We start from the raw sequence: 17,863 nt of genomic DNA on the forward strand, positions 1-17,863 counted from the left end.
TACAGCGGACGACTTCGGCCACGCGTGGGCGCTCGCGGAACCGGTCAAGGGCTGGATGACCAGGGACCAGGGCCTCGCGCTGTGGAACGCCGCGCGCAGGCTCGGCAAGGGCGACGTGATCGTGGAGATCGGCAGCCACCAGGGCCGCTCGACGGTCGTGCTGGGCTCCGCCGCGCGCACGGTCGGCGCTAAGGTGATCGCGGTCGACCCGTTCGTCGACGGCAAGCTCTTCGGCGGATCCCCGACGCGCCAACGGTTCGAGGCGAACATCACCGCGGCCGGGCTGGACGACGTCGTCGAGCTCGTCAGCGGGTACAGCACCGAGCTGCGGCCCGGCTGGGACCGGCCGATCCAGCTGCTCTACATCGACGGCAAGCACGACTACTGGACCTACACCGACGATCTGCGGTGGTCGGCACATCTTCCGCCGGGCGGAGAAATACTGGTCCACGACTGTTTTTCGTCGATCGGCGTCACGCTCGGCACGATCGCGAAGGTCCTTTTCGGACGGCGATACGCCTATGTGGACCGCGCGACCTCGCTCGCGCGGTTCCAGTTGCGCACACCGACTTCGGCCGATCGGCTGCGCACATTAGCCCAATTGCCCTGGTTCTTGCGCAACGTCTGCATCAAAGTGCTGCTGCGACTGCGGTTGCGTGCCGTGGCCAAGCTGGCCGGCCACGACAGCCCGTACGATCCTTACTGAGTGATCGGTTTCCCGATCTCGAGCTTCGCGGCGCAGATCGGCGCGCCCTTGCCCGAAAGCTGCAGGCCGACCTTGTCGTAAAGCCCTTCGATGGGCACGTAGACCGCGTGCACGCCCGGCGGAAACCACACCGGCGTGCGGACACCGTCGTGGTCGACGAAGCCTTCGCCGCCGTCGGAGGTGAAGTACTCGATCTTGAGCAGATTCCGGCCGAGCACCGGCTTGTCCAGCGGCACGCGGACGAGTTCTTCACCGACCACGGTGCCGCAATCCGGCACCGGGCCAGGCAGTCCGCGCGCGATCGGGTCGACCCCGGTGATCCGCTTCGGCCTGCCCAGGTCGTCGAGCAGGTGCATCTTCACCGCGGCCTGGTCGAACCGTGTTCCCGGGATCAGCCCGACCACGTGCGAGGCACGTGAATTGTCGGCGAACCATTCGTGCATCACGTCACGCGGCACGAAAGTGTCGTACAGCACCAGTTCCGAATCGCTCTCGACGGCGGCGCGGACGTTCGCGATGTACTGCCGCGACTGATCGAACCGCAAAGCGGGCGCGAGCCGTGGAAAAGTCACCGCCGAACTCGCCAGCAGCAGTACACAGAGGACGATCGCGACCGGCCGTTCCCGCGCGCCACCGGTCTCGCCGGGCGTCAGCAACGCGAACGACCCGCACAGCGCGGCGACCAACGCCAGTTCGGCGACATAACGCGGATCGTTGCCCAGCCCCGGCCCGACATCGGTGAGCCGCGTCGCCGCCACCAAGGCGACGTCCACGGCGAAGGTGAATCCCAGTAGAATCCAAGCCTGCCAAGCACGCCGGCCGGTGCGACGGCCCGTCACGATGACCAGCACGAGCAACCCGATCAGCAACCCGACGCTCACCAGGATCGGCGAAGGCGACCACGTCGCACCGGGCCCCGGCCCGGACCAAGGTCCGCCGAGCAGTCCTGGCAGGAGGGTGTCCGCGAGCATCCGCCCGCTCAGGTCCGCGACGGTGCCGGCGGAAACCGTGCCGCTGCCGTGCGCGACCTGGCTGGATGTCAACGACAGCGACAAGACCACGTAGCCCACGAGCACGGCACCCAGGCAGGCCCAGAGCTTGAGGTACTCGCGCAACGGTTCGCCGAGCAGCACAGTGATGCCGACGACCAGCACCGCGACGAAAACACCCTTCTCGTAGAAGGAAAGCCCGAAAACGGTCCACGCGACCGTCCCGATCGCCCAGCGCCCGCCATCGCGCAGGTACCGCACGTGCGCGTGCAGCGCCCCGGTCATGGCGAGCAGGACGGGCAGCACCTGAATCCCGTACGCCCACCACACGGTCGGCACCAGCAGCAGATTCGACGCGCTCACCACGGTGAACGGCACCAGGATCGCCCACCGCCGCCCGAAACACCGTACCAGCAGCGCCCAGAAGAAGACGGAAGCGGCCGCCTGCATGAGCAGCAGCGGAATCGTCAAGACCGCGAAGTTCAACGGCGCCAAGGCAGTCAAGAACCAGGTGAGCAGAAAACATCCCGGCGCGAGATGTCCCTGGTAATCCTGAAAGAGGTACCCGAGATCGAACGGCCCGGCATGCCCGGCCCGATAGGTGATCAGGAAGTCGTCCTGCCCGAGACTGCCGTGCAACGCCGCCCAGGCGTGAAAAGCGAACGGCACCACCCCGGCGACGAAAGCCGCGACGGTGAGCGGCGACAGGACCTTGACCGCGGGTCTTTCACGCACCAGCACGGCGCCTCACTTCTTACAGGCGGGAGGTTGACACATGATCTTGCTCAACGCCTGATAGAAGACGTCCGAGATCTTCCGCGGATCGGCGGTGGTGAACGACTCCCCGCCGGTCGCGGCCGAAACAGCCTGCAACTCGGTCGCGTCGATATCCGGCCCGATCCCGATTCCGATGACAGGCAACGGTTTCCGCGGATCCTGCAGCCTGCCGAGCTCACTCTTGAGCTGGTCGAGGTTGATCCCGTCCCGGTCCTCGTTCTGCCCATCGGTCAGCACGACGACCAGGTTGATCCGGCCGGGCCGCCAATTCTGGCGCGCGCTTTGATAGGCGGCGAGGATCGAGTCGTACAGCCCCGTGGCGCCACCCGCCTTCGGCCGCACGGCCTTGAGCTTGTCGACGCCGCCGTTCGCGAGTTGCTCGGCGATGGTGCGCATCGGCAAGAGCTCTTGGTAGTCCTTGTCACCGTCCAGCTTGGTGGAGAACAACCACAACCCAAGCTCGGTAGTCAGCTTGAAAAGCCGCAGCCCTTGCGTCGCGGCCTCAAGCGTGAGATCCATCCTCGACCGCCCGGTGCCGGGCACGACCGCGGCCATCGACCCGGAAACATCGAGCAAAACCTGAATGCGCGCACTGAGATTCACCCCGGCCCAGGCCTGCAGCACGGAGTACATGGCATCGGCGGGCAACGCCGGAGCGGCACCCTTGAACCCGGCGGCCGCGATCGCCTTGAGCGCGTCCGGCGCGAGCAAGGTCCGCAGAAACCGTTCAGCACCAGACCTTCCGGCCTCGGAAGCCTTGGGAAGCACAACGTAGGGATAGTCCAGGCTCGGCGTGTTCGCGTAAACCGGAACCCGCTTTCGCGCCACCGTGAATTGCTCGGACGCGGGCAGCACTTTCGGATCCGGCGCGGCCAGTTTCCGCATGGCGGCGATGAAGGAAGCGTCGTCCTTGTACAAGTCTTTGACCCCGAGCAACGCCGAGATGCCAACTGGATCACGGTTCGGATCAGGCAGCCCCACGGCCTCGCCATCGAGGATTTCTTGCCACCCAGGCGCCTTTTCCGGCCACCCGTACTTGCGCGCGGTCTCGTCATCGAGCGACAGGACGACCGGCGAACTCGCCACCGATTGACCGGATTCGGGCAGATTCCACGCCCCGGCATCCCTCGCTTGCAACAACCAGGCACTCGACTCAGGCACCCAGACATCCAGCCCGCCCGACCCGGCCGCCAACGCCTCGGCGGTCTCAGCCGACCCCGCGGACGAGACGTCGACCTGGAAACAGTCCTGCTCAGGCAGGCCACGGGCCAGATCGGTGAGCACCGGCGCGATGTCCGGAGCGGCAGCGATCCGGACCTGAGCGCTGCTTTCGCACCCGCCGTTCGCCAACCGCGCCCGCAGATACTCGACCCCGACCCACCCGAGCAGCGCGATCACCAGCAGCGCGCTCAAGATGACGACCGGCGAACCGAACCGCCTCGCGTCTGCCCGCATGCACCTGCCTCCGTGTCACCGAAGGCGTCATTACTTCACAGTAGCGCCGGTTTGGCAACGACATGGCATTCGTCGTAACCGGCTCCGCCACCTGAACGACCTGACCGATGTGCTCGCCCGGCGAATCCTCTTCGCAGCGGCGGCCGTGACGCTTTCGGCGTGCACGGCCCCGCAATCCCCACCTGCGCCAACAACGCCCCCGCAGCAAGCGCCCGTCCCGACGTCCTCCGCGATTCCGCAGCCGGTTCCCGCGACCGCGACCGCGACGCTCAAAGCGGTGGCCAAGAAGACTTCGTCGCCGTCCGGACCCGGTTGCGGCCTGCGCGCGGTCACCTCCGGGAAGGTCAACCCCGCCTGCCTCGAATATCAGGGCTACCTGGATCCCGGCGGCCCCGGCCGCGGCCCGACCTCCGGCGAACTCCAGCACCAGTACGGCTGCGAGCAAGGCTATATCCCGAAATCCGAATGCTGACTGAGCGGGGAAGCGCCCGGCGCTCCCCCGCTCAGTCAGTTATCGGGTGCAGCTGATCACCGCGGTCCCGTAGTAATAACCCGGACCCCATCGGCTGGAGTCGGTGAACGTCGTCACGCACTGCGCGGCCGGGATGTAGCCCGAGATCGCCGCCTGCCGCTGCGCGTCCTTGACGGCGTTGTTCTTGGCCTCTTTCGGGCTGTTCCCGAAGTCCCAGCCACTGAACGTCTGCGTCTCCTGGATGACGGCCGCCTGGGCCGCGGCCGCCCCGACCTGCATCGCCGGCACCACGGCACCGGCCCCGACGAACGCCGCCACGACCAGCCCGCGCCTGATGAGCCCGTTCATCAGTCACACACCCGAAGGTTGAACGACCGGCCCATGTAAGAGCCGTAGTAGGCGTTGCCGATCGACGAGCTGTACCGGTAGACCATCACGCCGCCCACCATTTCCGAGCCGCCGTAGCTGTACCGCACATAGCCGCAGCCGGCGGCGTTGGCCTCTGTCAGCGGCACCAAGGTGGCGACACCGGCCAGCGCCAGCGCGACCGCACCCCGCTTCAAGACGTTCTTCATTCTTCGCTTCTCCTGTCGAAACCCACTACCGGACGCCACCAGCTCAGGTGACCCCATGACGTAGCGTCATTCATCTCAGCTAACGTGACAATCATGACCAACCCAGCTCGCGATGTCAACTGAGATGAATGAACCCGAGAGTTCCTTCACTCAGGCTTATGTCAGCGAGAGGAGGCTGAAGACGTAGGTCTCGTCACCCGGCGCCCGGTCGAGCACCCGGACGGTCCCGAGCACGCCCTGATACGCCCCGGTGCCACCCAGCACCACAGCCGGATAATCGTGCTGGGAGGTCAAGAAAACAGCGTGCCCATCGATCGAGCCACCCGCCAGCACGAAATGCGCACGGCAGTCCAGCAGAAGATCAGTGGTCGTGAAAGCCGCGACGACACAGTCGATGGCGGCCGTACCGGCGGATCGGCCATTCCGATCAACAAGACTTTCCCGAATGGTGAGCGGCTGCCCAGGCAGCGGCGGCATCGTGATCCCACTGACGTCCACCACCGCGGTAGCCGGATCACTGACCAAGGTGAACTGCTTGACCGACAACGCATCGGCGACGCCAGGCAACGCCGCCCCAAGTAACATCGAGCCGAGAATCGCACTTATATATCGGTTTTTCACGGCAAACCTCTCCATCGCGCGACTTGATGGCCCCTTAGTCGCTCAACCGCGGAGAAGTGTTGCAACAAAAAGAAGGTGCCCGCCCCTTTTGTTCGGGACGAGCACCTTTCGATCACGCGTCGCAGCCTCTGACATCCATGCTCGGACCGACATAGACATTGCTCCAGCCCCAGATGCCACCAGGGCTGATGTAGATGTACCAAGTGCGGCCGGCCCGATACTCCTCATGGTCGTACGTGTACCGGATATGCCCACAACCCGCGGCCTGCGCCGTCGCGGTCGCCACGACCGCCGGAACCGAGCCGAGCGCGCCGGCCAGCACCAACGCGGCCGCCGTGCGCTTGATGAAGTTCTTCAAGATCCGTCTCCTCACCCTAAGCCGGAATATCAGCCGACATGAACGCAAGGGAAGTGCGCGTTCATATCAGCTACCCCTCAGAGCATGACGGATCAGCGCGAGCCTGTCAACTGAGATGAATGACCAGTCAGTCCACGTTCACGACAGTTCAGCCGAGCGCAGATGCCTGCTCACGTCCCCCACGTGCGAGATACGCACCTGCCGTTCCACGAACCGCCACCGCCCATCGCGACGCTCGAACCGATCCCGGTACCGGCCTGCGGCGATGACCTGCAACGGCAAGCCCGGCAACGCCTGGAAGATCGTCACGTACGACCGCGCGGCCCCGGTTCCGGCATCCTCGTCCACCTCGATCACGAGATTGCTCGTCGCATGATGCGTCCGCGGCGTGCCGTCCGAATACGTGATCACGCTGTCGCGCAGCATCTTTTCAATGGCACCCGCGCCGGCGACGGCCGCACCACTGCCGACGAAGGTCGCATCGGCCAACAACTCACCGACACCGGCGAAGTCACCGTCGTCGACCAACTCGGCATACCTGCCCACCAAGTTCGCGATCGCCAAGCCGCTCGTCAAGAGTCGCCCTTCACTATCGGTGCCCCCGACGGGTCTCGAACCCGCACTGGGTCGATTTTAAGTCGACTGCCTCTGCCAATTGGGCTACGGGGGCACCGACCACCCTAAGCGATGCGCGGCTAGGACGCCCCGTCTGCCTGGCGGTATTGGATCCACCGGGTGCCGACCTTGTCCCAGATCGCCTGGTACTCGTCGAACTTCGCCCGCAGCACTGCGATGTCCAGCTCGTCGGCGGGTGTCGTGGCGACGTAGAAGCTCAGGTCGTCGCGCAGGCGGTAGAAGCGGTACTGGACCTCCTCCATGAGCACCCACAGCGAACGCCAGGCGAAGAACGGCTCCAGCGCGCTGACCACGGTCACCACCGCGACGAGCGCGAACGCGGTGCCGGTCCAGCCGTCCAGGTTCTGCAGGCCGAGAATGATCGTCGAAGTGGCCGAAAGGGCCAGGGTGAGCAGTTTGACCAGCACCGACCGGCGGCGGAAGCGGCCTTTGCGGTCGCGGGCGTACTCGTTGCCCTTTTCGATGCGCGACAAGATGTCCTGGGCCAGTTCCGCTGGCGTGAGGCCGGGCTTGGGCAGGTCGGACTGGATCGGCTGCTTCTTCACGCGAAGACCTAAACGCGGCGAAGGCCCCCTTCGCAAGCAAAGGGGGCCTTCGGTCACAGCGTCAGGACTTCGAGACGCGCGCGAACTCTTCCTTCGGGTTGTTGATCTGCCCGAGCGAGATGACCTCGCGGCGGAAAAGACCACCGAGCATCCAGTCGAAGAGGATGCGGATCTTGCGGTTCCAGGTCGGCATCGCCTTGAGGTGATAGGCGCGGTGGAACAGCCAGGCTGGGAAACCCTTGATCTTCAGGTTCAGCGCGTCGGCGACGCCCTTGTGGAGGCCGAGGCTGGCGACCGCGCCGAGGTTCTTGTGGTAGTAGTCCTTCGGCTTGCCGCCGCGGACCACCTTGATGATGTTCTTCGCGAGGTGCCGGGCCTGGCGCACCGCGTGCTGCGCGTTCGGCGGGCAGGTCGCGGTCGGGTCGGCCTCGGTGCGCGAAAGGTCGGGCACGGCGGCGTTGTCGCCTGCGGTCCACACGTCCGGGTGGCCGACGACCTGCAGCGCCGCCGTCGCTTCGACGCGGCCGCGCTTGTCGATCGGCAGGTCCGAGTTGGCCAGCACCGGGTTCGCCTTGACGCCCGCGGTCCAGATGATGGTGTCCGAGTCGAACTCGGTACCGTCCGAGAGCACGACGTGGCCGTTCTCGAACGACTTGGCGGCCGTCGAGAGGTAGACCTCGATGCCACGCTTCTCGAGCTGCTCGACCGTGTACACGCCCAGGGTCTCGCGGACCTCGGGGAGGATGCGGCCCGCGGCTTCGACGAGGACCCAGCGGATGTCTTCCGGCTTGATGTTCTCGTAGTAGCGGGTGGCGAACCGGGTCATGTCCTCGAGCTCGGCGAGCGCCTCGATGCCCGCGAAGCCGCCGCCGACGACCGTGAAGGTCAGCAGCCGCTTGCGCAGCTCGGGGTCGAGCGTGCTGGCGGCCTCGTCGAGCTTGGTCATGACGTGGTTACGCAGGTAGATCGCCTCGCCGATGGTCTTGAAAGCGATGCCCTCTTCGACCAGGCCCGGGATCGGGAGCACGCGGGCGACGGCGCCGAGCGCGACCACGAGGATGTCGTAGTTCAGCGCCTCGACGTGCCCGTCCGCCGCTTCGACGGTGACGGACTTGCGCTCGTGCTCGATCTTGGTGACACGTGCGGTGAGCACGTGGCATCGCTTGAGCACGCGACGCAGGGGGACGACCACGTGCCGCGGCTCGATCGCGCCCGCCGCCGCCTCGGGCAGGAAGGGCGCGTAAGTCATGTGCGGCTGAGGGTCAACGACGGTCACGGAGGCCTCGTTGGCGCGCAGCATCTTCTGAAGGCCGAACGCCGTGTACAGACCGACGTAGCCACCACCGAGAACCAGGATCCGAGTCGGTTCCGACTTCCTTGCAGCCATGCGTCCATACTCGCACCCCCATGCGGAAATCGCGCGTGGACCCCATCCGGCTGTGACCAGCGTCGCTGCCCCTTCGGCACCGATTCAGTTGAGCCCCGCCGTGTCACCCGCCCGAGTGAGAACGGAGCGCAGCATAGCGGGGGTGAGCCTGCCGGTTTGGACGTTGCGCTGCGACACGTGATAGCTGCCGAGAACGCGCAGCTCAGACCGGCCGGACAGGACCACCTCGGCGCCGTGCCCGAAAACCGGGCGTGGCGAGGGCACCACCCAGCCGATCCGGCCGAGCACCGGCAGTAGTGCCTGCCAGCCGAAGGCGCCGAGCACGACGACGGTCCGCAACGTGGGTGCCAGTAAGTCAAGTTCGGCGTCGAGCCACGCGCGGCAAGTGTCCCGTTCGGACGGTGTGGGCTTGTTCTGTGGCGGGGCACACCGCACCGGAGCGGTCATCCGCGTGCCACGCAGCTCCAGCCCGTCACCCAGGTGTGTGGAAGTCGGCTGCGAGGCGAGGCCGACGTCATAGAGCGCCTTGATGAGGAAATCGCCGGACGGATCGCCGGTGAACATTCGCCCGGTCCGGTTGGCGCCGTGCGCGGCCGGGGCGAGGCCGACGATGCCGAGCGCGGCGTCGGCCGGCCCGAAGCCGGGCACGGGCCGGCCCCAGTACGTCCAGTCTCGGAAGGCCGCGCGCTTGGTGGCCGCGACCTCCTCGCGCCAGGCGACCAGGCGTGGGCAGGCCCGGCATTCGGTCACGGCCGCGTCGAGGTCCGAAAGCGTGTCAAATTGGCCCACTCCTCATTCTTACCTCGGCTAAGTTGTTTCGCATGCCCGACAACACCGTCGACGAGACCCCCGCGCCCGAGGCGAAGGCCGCCGAACCCGCCGACACCCTGGTCTCCAGCCAGCACACGATCACCGTCAAACGCCGCAAGCTCGCCTATACCGCGCAAACCGGGCGCGTCGTGCTCCGCCAGGAGGTCACGACCGACGGCAAGTCGGAAGGCCACGTCGCCAAGGCCGAGGTGTTCCTGACGACGTACACGCTCGACGACGCCGACCCCGCCACCCGGCCGGTGACGTTCGCCTTCAACGGCGGCCCCGGTTCGTCGAGCATCTGGCTGCACCTCGGCCTGCTCGGCCCGCGGCGCGTCGTGTCCGGCGACGTCGACGACCCGGCGCCGCCCCCGTACGAGCTCGCCGACAACCCCGAGACCCTGCTCGCCCACAGCGACCTGGTGTTCATCGACCCGGTGTCGACCGGCTTCTCGCGGCCCCGGCCCGGCGAGAAGGCGAAGGAGTTCCACGGCTTCACGCCCGACATCGAGTCCGTCGGCGAGATCATCCGGCTGTGGACCTCACGCAACCAGCGCTGGCTCTCCCCGAAGTTCGTCGCGGGCGAGTCGTACGGCACGCTGCGCGCGGCCGCGCTGTCGGCGCACCTGCAGGAGCGGCACGGCCTGTACCTGAACGGGCTGATGCTCATCTCCTCGGTGCTCGATCTGGCCACTTTGGACTTCACCGAGGGCAACGACCAGCCGTACAGCTTGTTCGTCCCGACCTACGCCGCCATCGCCCACTACCACGGCTTCCACGGCGACCGCCCCCTCGACGACGTGCTCGCCGACGCCGAGGACTTCGCCGCCCGCGACCTCCCGTGGGCACTGGGGCGCGGCGCCAGGCTGTCGTCGGCCGAACGCGCCGAGACGGTCGCGACCCTCGCCTCGTTGACCGGGCTCTCCGAGTCCTACGTAGACCGAGTCGACCTCCGCATCGAGCACATCCGCTTCTTCACAGAGCTGTTGCGCGACAAGGGAAAGGTCACCGGCCGCATGGACGGCCGCTTCACCACCTGGGAGCCCGACGGCGGCCGCGAGCACATGAGCGACGACCCGTCCATCTCCCGCATCATCGGCGCCTACTCGGCGGCCTTCAACCACTACGTGCGCGCCGAACTCGGCTACGAGAGCGACCTCCCGTACGAGATCCTGTCCATGGACGTCAACAAAGCCTGGTCCTATTCGGACTTCGAAGGCCGCGCGGTGTCCGCTGTGGACGCTCTGAGCAACGCCATGCGCGCGAACCCCCACCTCAAGCTCCACGTCGCCTTCGGCCACTACGACGGCGCGACGGCCTACTTCGCGTCCGAGCACGTACTGGCCCACCTGAAGATCCCGGAAGAACTCCGCGACAACATCGAGTCGGCCTACTACCCGGCCGGCCACATGATGTACGTCCACGAACCCTCGCGTATCCAGCAATCCAAGGACCTCGCAGCCTTCGTCCGAGCCTCCTCCAACCGCTGAAAAAATCCCAATGCGTCGTTCGGTCCCTGGCAGGGTCCCAATGCGGCGTTCGGTCCCTTGTAGGGCCCCAATGCGTCTTTCGGCACCTACCGAGGACCGAAAGACGCATTGGGGCAACAGGAACCTCAGCGGACTTCGACGTTGGGCCGGGGGCGACGGCAGGCCGCCGCATAGCTTGCCTTCAGCTCAGCGAGAACTCGTTCTGGCTGAGTGCGCAGATGCTTGGGAAGCGTCTGCAGGACAACGATTCCGGCGGCCGCGTAGCGCGCATTTCGGGCCACGGTGCTCTCGTAGCCATCATCGGTCGAGTGGTACGCACGAGAGTCGATCTCCCATGCGAACGCGACGTCGTCCACCCAACAATCGGGGGTAGCGATATAAGCACCCGACGCGTCGTAGAGCTTGACGTTGCGCTGACATTCAGGCAGACCTGAAAGCTTCCACAAGCGCTGCGCGTCAACCTCGGCTACCGAATGCGCGCCCTCAACGAGTTCGAGGAGTGCGAGCCGCGGTAGCGCCGATCCACGCTTACTTCCTTGCGACAGTTCACCACCGAGCTGTTCCGGACTGCAGATACCGCGCTGAATCGGATCGGCCAGCATCGCCATAATGGCGTCGTAGTCACAAAGACGCCGCGCGCCGTCGAGGACAGCTCGGCCGACCGGAGCCACAGGCTTGTTCTTCACCTGAAGCGCGGATGGCAATCTGGTCGTGCGCTCGACAAGCAGAAACCCGACTGACGACACATGACACCCCGCAGGCACGAGGACGTGGACGTCGTCCGGGTCCGGGAAATGTTTGAGGCCGTGCAGTCGTAAAGCCCAGAGACCGGTCACCATCGCTTCTGGACCGGCCCGCAACAGTGCTGCGCGCATGCGCATTTCCGGGGTTGGATAAGCCTTGCTGAGTTGGATGACTCCGGGCAGCAGCTTGCGCCACGGCCCGCTGGGTCTGCATCTCTCGTAGATGCAATGTCGCGTCATACCGAGGTCGACCAGAACCGCCGTCTTGACGATGACGTCTTGCGTTTTCTCCGCGCCAGTGATCAGTGGGTGGCGCGACCACTCTCCTTTGACCATGTCGCCACGGTGACGTAAATCCGTGACGGGCGGGGCGGCCACCCCTCCAAAATGACGCATTCGGTCGGGGCGCCCCGGAAAAATCCCAATGCGTCCTTCGGTCGCTGATAGGTCCCGAGTGCGTCCTTCGGTCCCTGGCAGGACCCCAATGCGTCGTTCGGCACCTTCCAGGGTCCCAATGCGTCTCTCGGTCCCTAGCAAATTCCCAATGTGTCCTTTGGTCCCTCCCAGAAGCCCAATGCGTCCTTCGGTACCTGCGAGGGACCGAAGGACGCATTGGGGATGTTCCGAGTTAGGAAGAGGGGTTACTTGAGGTAGGGCTTGCCGTGGGTTACGGCTGACCAGGCGTCGACCGCTCCGTGGCCGTAGAAGCCGTTGAAGTCGGGGGTGCCGACGCAGGTTGCGGTGAAGTCGGCGTCGCGGCCTTCGTCGAGGTAGTCGACGGTGGCCGGGACCGGGCAGGCGATCTTAGCCGCTGTGCCTTCGAGGACGCGCTGGACCTTGTCGGGGTCGAGGCCGAAGCCGGCGCCGGATCCCTTGCCGTACTGGGAAACGATGAGTGCGGCGACGCCGGTCGCGTGCGGGGTGGCCATCGAGGTGCCCTGCAGGAACTGGTAGTAGCCGACGCGGCCGTCGGAGGCGACGGCCTTCTGGACGCCGATCGCGACGCCGTCGGGGGTGACGTTGCCCGCCGCGTCGATGTTGCCTTCGGCGACGCCTACGTTGCGGGGGTAGGCGGAGAGGATCTCGTTTTCGTTGGTGCGGAACCAGTCGGTGCCGAAACCGTCACGGAAGTAGCCGCCCGGCGCGGAAACCGAGATCTGCTCGGTGCCGTAGTTCGAGTAGTCGGCCTTCGCCTGGGACGGGCCGAACGCGGAGACGCCGATCGTGTAGTCGCCCTCGACCGGGAGCGAGAGGCACGAGGCGTTGTCGACCTGGCGCGGGTGTGTCGCGTTGGCCGGGTAGTCGGGGCTGGTGGTGTCCGGTTTGGGGGCGCCGAGGTCGCTGTGCTGGTTGCCCAGCGCGACGACCTGGGTGACGCCCTTGCGGTGCGCGTACCGCAGCGCGCGCTGGGTGGCCTCGATGATGGTGCGCTGCTGGGCCTGCTCGGCGGCGGAGTCGGCCGGGTTGGCGGAGCAGTTGTAGAGCCACGGGTCCGTGTAGAAGGACATGTTGACCACGTCGATGCCCGCGTCGCCCGCGTAGGTCAGCGCGTCGACGGTCGGCTGCAGGAAAAAGAAGCCGGCGTCCTGGCCCGCGCGGATGTTGACCAGGGTGACGTTCGGGGCGACGCCGGAGACGCCGAAGCCGTTGGCGGCCGCGCCGATCGTGCCCGCGACGTGGGTGCCGTGGCCGTTGTCGTCGTGGTCGACCGGGTCGACGCAGCCGCGGTACTCACACGGGCCGTCGACGACCGCGCCGGTCTCGTCGTTGGGGATGTCGCGGACGAAGTTGCGGGACGTGGCCTTGTCGAAGTTCGGCGCGATGTCGGGGTGGGAGCCGTCGACGCCGGTGTCGATGATGCCGACCTTGACGCGCTTGTCGCCGGGCTGCACGGTGCGCGCGAGGTCGGAGCGGACGGAGGAGAGACCCCAGAGCTGGTTGTCCAGCGGGTCCATGCCGACCGGCTTCTTGGCCGCGGGCGCCTTCGAAGACGAAGCGCCGCCACGGCTTTCCTTCTCGATGGCGTTGGGCTTCGCGGCGTCGCTCTTGGGGGCGCGGCCGATCGGCTTGGCCTTGGCGGCGCCGAAGATCGAGCGGTTGCGGGTGACGCGCTCGGTGAACCCGTTCGCCGGGGCGGTCGCCGTGATCAGGCCGACCGCGGCGTTGCTGGCGACCACCGTGCCGCCGGCCGCGCGGACCGCCTGCTCGGCGGTCGCGACATTCTGCCCTTCCGCCGCCAAAACGGTGAATTCGGTCGCCGGGCCCGCGAGTTGGGGTTGCGCGGAAGCGACCGGACCCGCGACGACTCCGCCGATCAGCGGTACCGCGAGCACCGCGACGACCATTTTGGATCGTTTCACAATTCCTCCTCCGAAACCGATGAATGCAACCTACGAGGAGGACATCGCGTTCACAAGGAAAACAATACTTAAGTCAGGGTACGACCGACCGTTGTTCGGCGAAGTGACATGCGCTCTGATGCCCGCCGTCCCGCATGACCAGGCCCGGTTCCTCGGTCGCGCAGATCTCCTGCGCTTTCCAGCACCGGGTGCGGAAACGGCAGCCGGACGGCGGATCGATCGGGCTCGGCACGTCGCCTTCCAGGCGGATGACCTGGCGTTGCCCGCGCACCGACGGGTCGGCGACGGGCACCGCGGACAGCAATGCCTGGGTGTACGGATGCGCCGGGCGATTATAGATTTGATCTTCGGTGCCGATTTCGACGATCTTGCCGAGATACATCACCGCGACCCTGGTTGACAAATGTCGCACCACCGACAAATCGTGTGCGATGAACACATAGGAAAGCCCGAATTCCTTCTGCAGTTCGTCGAGCAGGTTCATCACCTGTGCCTGAATGGACACGTCGAGTGCCGAAACCGGCTCGTCGCAAATGATCACCTTCGGCTTCAGCGCGAGTGCGCGCGCGATGCCGATGCGCTGCCGCTGACCACCGGAGAACTGGTGCGGGTACCGGTTGATGTGCTCGGGGTTGAGCCCGACCACGTCGAGCAGCTCGCGCACCTTTCCCGCTCGCGAGCCCTTGGGCGCCACCTCGGAGTGGATCTCGAACGGCTCGCCGATGATGTCGCCGACGGTCATCCGAGGGTTCAGCGAGGTGTACGGGTCCTGCAGCACGATCTGGATGTCGCGCCGCAGCCGCCGCAGTTCCGCGCCACGCAAGGTGAAGATGTCGCGACCGGAGAACACGGCCGCGCCCGCGGTCGGCTCCTCCAGCCGCATCAGTACCTGCGCGAGCGTCGACTTGCCGCAGCCCGACTCGCCGACCACGCCGAGCGTCTCGCCCTTCATGAGGTCGAACGAGACGCCGTCGACGGCCTTGACGTGGCCGATCGTGCGCTTGAACAGGATCCCGCTGCGCACCGGGAAATGCTTGACGAGGCCGTTCACGGCCAGGATCGCCTCAGGCACGGCTCACCACCTCTTCCGCGAAATGGCAGGCACTGACCCGCCCGAAACCCAGCCCGAGCGGCTCGGGGCGCTCTGTCCGGCATTTGTCCTGCACCCGCTCACAGCGCGGGTGGAACGGGCACCCCGGCGGGATGTCGAGCAGGCTCGGCGGCAGTCCCTTGATGGTCTGCAGTGTCTGTCCTTTGAGGTCCAGCCGGGGCAGCGACCGCATCAGCGCTTCGGTGTAGGGATGCCCCGGCGCGCGGAACAGCTCGGTCACGTCAGCCTGCTCGACGATGCGGCCCGCGTACATCACCGCGATCCGGTCGGCGACCTCGGCGACCACCGCGAGGTCGTGGGTGATGAGGATGAGCCCCATGTTCCGCTCGGCCTGTATCTCCGCGAGCAGGTCCATGATCTGCGCCTGCACGGTGACGTCCAGCGCGGTCGTCGGCTCGTCGGCGATCAGCAGCTCCGGGTCGAGCGCGAGCGACATCGCGATCATCGCGCGCTGCCGCATGCCACCGGAGAACTGGTGTGGATACTCGCGAACCCGTTGCTTGGCACCGGGAATCTTCACCAGGTCGAGCAGTTCGACGGCACGCCGGCGCGCCTCGCGCCGGTTCATCCCGCGCCGCACGCGCAGCTGTTCCTCGATCTGGAACCCGACGGTGAACACCGGGTTCAACGCCGACAGCGCGTCCTGGAAGATCATCGCCATGCTCTCGCCGCGGATCTCCGCGCGCCGCGACGGCGTGGCCGTGAGCAGCTCCTCGCCGTGGAACCGCACGGAGCCCTCGGTCACCACTGCGGGCGGCATGTCGAGGATGCCCATGATGGTCTGCGCGGTCACGCTCTTGCCGGAACCGGATTCCCCCAGCACGGCAACGGTTTCCCCGGCGCGCACGTGATAGCCGACTCCATTGAGGACACTCGCGACACCGTCCTCGGTGCGGAATTCGACGTGAAGGTCCTCGACCTCCAGCAGCATCGAACCGTCCACAGCGGACACAGGCGTCACCGGCCCTTCGGGTCGAGCGCGTCGCGCACCGCGTCACCCAGCATGACGAAGGCGAGCACGGTGACGGTCACGAAGGCCGCCGGGAACAGCAGAATATGCGGCGTGTTGCGGAAATAGTCCCGCGCGTCGCTGATCATCACACCCCACGAGATGACCGGCGCCCGCACCCCGATGCCCAGGTACGCCAGTGTCGCCTCGGCGCCGATGGCCGCGCCCAGCGCGATGGTCGCGTAGACGAGCACGGGCGCGAGCGTGTTCGGCAGCAGGTGCCGGAAGATGACGCGCGGCGTGCTGGCGCCCAGCCCGCGCGCGGCCTTCACGTAGTCCAACTGTTTGGCGACCAGCGTCGCGCCGCGCATGATGCGCATGGCGACCGGCCAGGTCAGCACCGCGATCGACAGCACCACCTGCGAGATGATCGTGAACCCGCCGGGACTGCTGCCCGGCACGTTGAACGTGGTCAGGATGACGATCGCGCCGAGCAGGAACGGCAGCCCGGCGAACACGTCGCCGAGCCTGGACAGGAACGTGTCGACGATCTGCCCGTAGTACCCGGCGAGAATGCCGATGAACGAGCCGATCAGCACGGTCAGCAGCGTCGCGAAGACACCGACGAGCAGCGACGCGCGCGTGCCGTAGATCGTCCTCGCGTAGACGTCCTGGCCCTGGTTGTCGTAGCCGAACCAGGCGTCGGCCGACGGCCCCTGGTTGGCCAGGTTCAAGTCGCTGAACCCGGCCTCGCGGGAGCTGAACAGGCCGGGCGCGATGGCGATCAGCACGATCACCACGATGATCACCGCCGAGGCGATCACCGTCGGCCGCTTGCGCAGCCGCCGCCACGCGTCGCCCCACAGGCTGCGCGAGCGCTGCGGCCCCGCGTCCAGTTGCAGGCTCGCGGCGCTGGGGTCAGTCATAGCGAATCCTCGGATCGAGAACGGCGTACAGCAGGTCGACGACCAGGCTCATGAACAGGTAGACCAGCACCAGCAGCACGACGATGCCGGTGACCGTGGCGCTCTCCTGGTTCTGGATGCCCTGGAAGATCAGCCCGCCGATGCCGTTGATGTTGAACACGCCCTCGGTGACGATCGCGCCGCCCATCAGCGCGCCGAGGTCGATGCCGATGAAGGTGATCACCGGGATGACCGAGTTGCGCAGCAGGTGCACCCACACCACGCGCCGGTGCGGCTGTCCCTTGGCGATCGCGGTGCGGACGAAGTCGGCACGGCGGTTCTCCGCGATGCTCGTTCTCGTCAATCTCGCGATATAGGCCATGGACAGACTGCCCAGCGCGAATCCCGGCACGATCAGCTCGCCGATCGTCGCGTCGGCCGAGACGCTCGGGGTGATGATCCCCCACTCCGTGCCGAGCACGATCTGCAGCACGATGCCGGTGACGAACACCGGCAGCGAGATCAGGAACAGCGTCGACATCAGCACGAGATTGTCGAGGAATCCCCTGCCCCGCAAGCCGGTCAGCACGCCGGCGCCGACACCGATGAGCGCCTCGATGCAGATCGCGACGAGCGCGAGCCGCAACGTCACCGGATACGCGTCGCCGATGAGGTCGCCGACCGGGATCTCGTTGAACGTCTCGCCGAAGTCGCCGGTCAGCAGCTTGCCGATGTACTTGAAGTACTGCTCGAACAGCGAATCGTTGAGGTGGTACCGCTCGGTCATCTTGTCGACGAACGTCTGCGGGCACTTGACCTGCCCGCATTTCCCGGCGAACGGGTCGCCGGGAATCGACCAGACCAGCGTGTAGATCAGGAAGGTCGTCCCGAAGAAGACGGGAATGAGCTGGAGAAGCCGCCGAAGTACATAGCGGATCATGGTTCTGTGGTCCCTTTTACGACGGCTTCTCCGG

The 17,863-nt window shown here is 66.4% G+C and carries 19 protein-coding genes and 1 tRNA gene; 3 read left to right on the plus strand and 17 right to left on the minus strand.

All coding sequences use genetic code 11. The annotated features are described in order from the left end of the window. The first annotated feature begins 55 nt into the window (after positions 1–55). Positions 56–706 carry a class I SAM-dependent methyltransferase gene (locus tag AB5J62_RS36685; protein ID WP_370944633.1) on the plus strand — a complete coding sequence of 217 codons (651 nt, stop codon included), beginning with the start codon at positions 56–58 and terminating at the stop codon, positions 704–706. Here the strand turns inward: AB5J62_RS36685 and AB5J62_RS36690 are convergent. Next, complete coding sequence (locus tag AB5J62_RS36690) at positions 700–2,430, minus strand: hypothetical protein (RefSeq protein WP_370944634.1); 1,731 nt, start codon at positions 2,428–2,430, stop codon at positions 700–702. The genes AB5J62_RS36685 and AB5J62_RS36690 overlap by 7 nt on opposite strands. A 12-nt stretch (positions 2,431–2,442) precedes the next feature. Then, positions 2,443–3,927 (minus strand): substrate-binding and VWA domain-containing protein, encoded by a 1,485-nt coding sequence (locus AB5J62_RS36695; RefSeq protein WP_370944635.1) that lies wholly within the window; start codon positions 3,925–3,927, stop codon positions 2,443–2,445. Between the two features lie 277 nt (positions 3,928–4,204). Between AB5J62_RS36695 and AB5J62_RS36700 the strand changes: the two genes are divergently transcribed. After that, entirely contained in the window at positions 4,205–4,399 is a 195-nt protein-coding gene (locus AB5J62_RS36700; RefSeq protein WP_370944636.1) for a hypothetical protein, read from the plus strand. Between the two features lie 39 nt (positions 4,400–4,438). Here the strand turns inward: AB5J62_RS36700 and AB5J62_RS36705 are convergent, their stop codons facing one another. The 9 genes from AB5J62_RS36705 to AB5J62_RS36745 all read right to left on the minus strand — a co-directional run bounded on the left by AB5J62_RS36705 (position 4,439) and on the right by AB5J62_RS36745 (position 9,310). Beyond that, positions 4,439–4,747 (minus strand): hypothetical protein, encoded by a 309-nt coding sequence (locus AB5J62_RS36705; protein WP_370944637.1) that lies wholly within the window; start codon positions 4,745–4,747, stop codon positions 4,439–4,441. After that, entirely contained in the window at positions 4,747–4,974 is a 228-nt protein-coding gene (locus tag AB5J62_RS36710; RefSeq protein WP_370944638.1) for a hypothetical protein, read from the minus strand. Before AB5J62_RS36710 ends, AB5J62_RS36705 begins: the two co-directional genes overlap by 1 nt. Positions 4,975–5,130: 156 nt before the next feature. Next, positions 5,131–5,610 carry a hypothetical protein gene (locus tag AB5J62_RS36715; RefSeq protein ID WP_370944639.1) on the minus strand — a complete coding sequence of 160 codons (480 nt, stop codon included), beginning with the start codon at positions 5,608–5,610 and terminating at the stop codon, positions 5,131–5,133. Positions 5,611–5,707: 97 nt separating this feature from the next. Next, positions 5,708–5,953: a hypothetical protein gene (locus tag AB5J62_RS36720; protein WP_370944640.1), complete on the minus strand. Its 246-nt coding sequence runs from the start codon at positions 5,951–5,953 to the stop codon at positions 5,708–5,710. A gap of 138 nt (positions 5,954–6,091) precedes the next feature. Next, positions 6,092–6,529, minus strand: a complete 438-nt coding sequence (locus AB5J62_RS36725) for a nuclear transport factor 2 family protein (RefSeq protein WP_370944641.1) — start codon at positions 6,527–6,529, stop codon at positions 6,092–6,094. A gap of 20 nt (positions 6,530–6,549) precedes the next feature. Beyond that, a tRNA-Leu gene (locus AB5J62_RS36730) sits at positions 6,550–6,623 on the minus strand. A gap of 25 nt (positions 6,624–6,648) precedes the next feature. Then, the gene (locus AB5J62_RS36735; protein ID WP_370944642.1) at positions 6,649–7,134 is read right to left on the minus strand and encodes an SLATT domain-containing protein; all 486 of its coding nucleotides are present in this window, start codon (positions 7,132–7,134) and stop codon (positions 6,649–6,651) included. 61 nt (positions 7,135–7,195) lie between these two features. After that, positions 7,196–8,521, minus strand: coding sequence for an NAD(P)/FAD-dependent oxidoreductase (locus AB5J62_RS36740; protein ID WP_370944643.1), 1,326 nt, complete (start codon positions 8,519–8,521; stop codon positions 7,196–7,198). A gap of 84 nt (positions 8,522–8,605) precedes the next feature. Further along, entirely contained in the window at positions 8,606–9,310 is a 705-nt protein-coding gene (locus tag AB5J62_RS36745; RefSeq protein ID WP_370944644.1) for a uracil-DNA glycosylase, read from the minus strand. A 32-nt stretch (positions 9,311–9,342) separates the two neighbouring features. On the opposite strand from AB5J62_RS36745, the gene AB5J62_RS36750 reads away from it, so the two are divergent. Then, on the plus strand, positions 9,343–10,821 hold the full coding sequence (locus AB5J62_RS36750; RefSeq protein ID WP_370944645.1) for a S10 family peptidase: 1,479 nt from the start codon (positions 9,343–9,345) through the stop codon (positions 10,819–10,821). A 125-nt stretch (positions 10,822–10,946) separates the two neighbouring features. Here AB5J62_RS36750 and AB5J62_RS36755 read toward each other — a convergent pair whose 3' ends face one another. The 6 genes from AB5J62_RS36755 to AB5J62_RS36780 all read right to left on the minus strand — a co-directional run bounded on the left by AB5J62_RS36755 (position 10,947) and on the right by AB5J62_RS36780 (position 17,829). After that, positions 10,947–11,900: a hypothetical protein gene (locus AB5J62_RS36755; RefSeq protein WP_370944646.1), complete on the minus strand. Its 954-nt coding sequence runs from the start codon at positions 11,898–11,900 to the stop codon at positions 10,947–10,949. Between the two features lie 305 nt (positions 11,901–12,205). Beyond that, the gene (locus tag AB5J62_RS36760; protein ID WP_370950433.1) at positions 12,206–13,909 is read right to left on the minus strand and encodes a S8 family serine peptidase; all 1,704 of its coding nucleotides are present in this window, start codon (positions 13,907–13,909) and stop codon (positions 12,206–12,208) included. A gap of 88 nt (positions 13,910–13,997) precedes the next feature. Further along, positions 13,998–14,996 carry an ABC transporter ATP-binding protein gene (locus AB5J62_RS36765; protein WP_370944647.1) on the minus strand — a complete coding sequence of 333 codons (999 nt, stop codon included), beginning with the start codon at positions 14,994–14,996 and terminating at the stop codon, positions 13,998–14,000. Beyond that, positions 14,989–15,966: an ABC transporter ATP-binding protein gene (locus tag AB5J62_RS36770; RefSeq protein ID WP_370950434.1), complete on the minus strand. Its 978-nt coding sequence runs from the start codon at positions 15,964–15,966 to the stop codon at positions 14,989–14,991. The genes AB5J62_RS36765 and AB5J62_RS36770 overlap by 8 nt, the downstream gene beginning before the upstream one ends. Before the next feature lie 26 nt (positions 15,967–15,992). Continuing rightward, positions 15,993–16,910 carry an ABC transporter permease gene (locus tag AB5J62_RS36775; protein ID WP_370944648.1) on the minus strand — a complete coding sequence of 306 codons (918 nt, stop codon included), beginning with the start codon at positions 16,908–16,910 and terminating at the stop codon, positions 15,993–15,995. After that, on the minus strand, positions 16,903–17,829 hold the full coding sequence (locus tag AB5J62_RS36780) for an ABC transporter permease (RefSeq protein ID WP_370944649.1): 927 nt from the start codon (positions 17,827–17,829) through the stop codon (positions 16,903–16,905). The genes AB5J62_RS36775 and AB5J62_RS36780 overlap by 8 nt, the downstream gene beginning before the upstream one ends. Between the last annotated feature and the right edge of the window lie 34 nt (positions 17,830–17,863).

Source organism: Amycolatopsis sp. cg5 (genome assembly GCF_041346955.1).
Lineage (GTDB): Bacteria > Actinomycetota > Actinomycetes > Mycobacteriales > Pseudonocardiaceae > Amycolatopsis.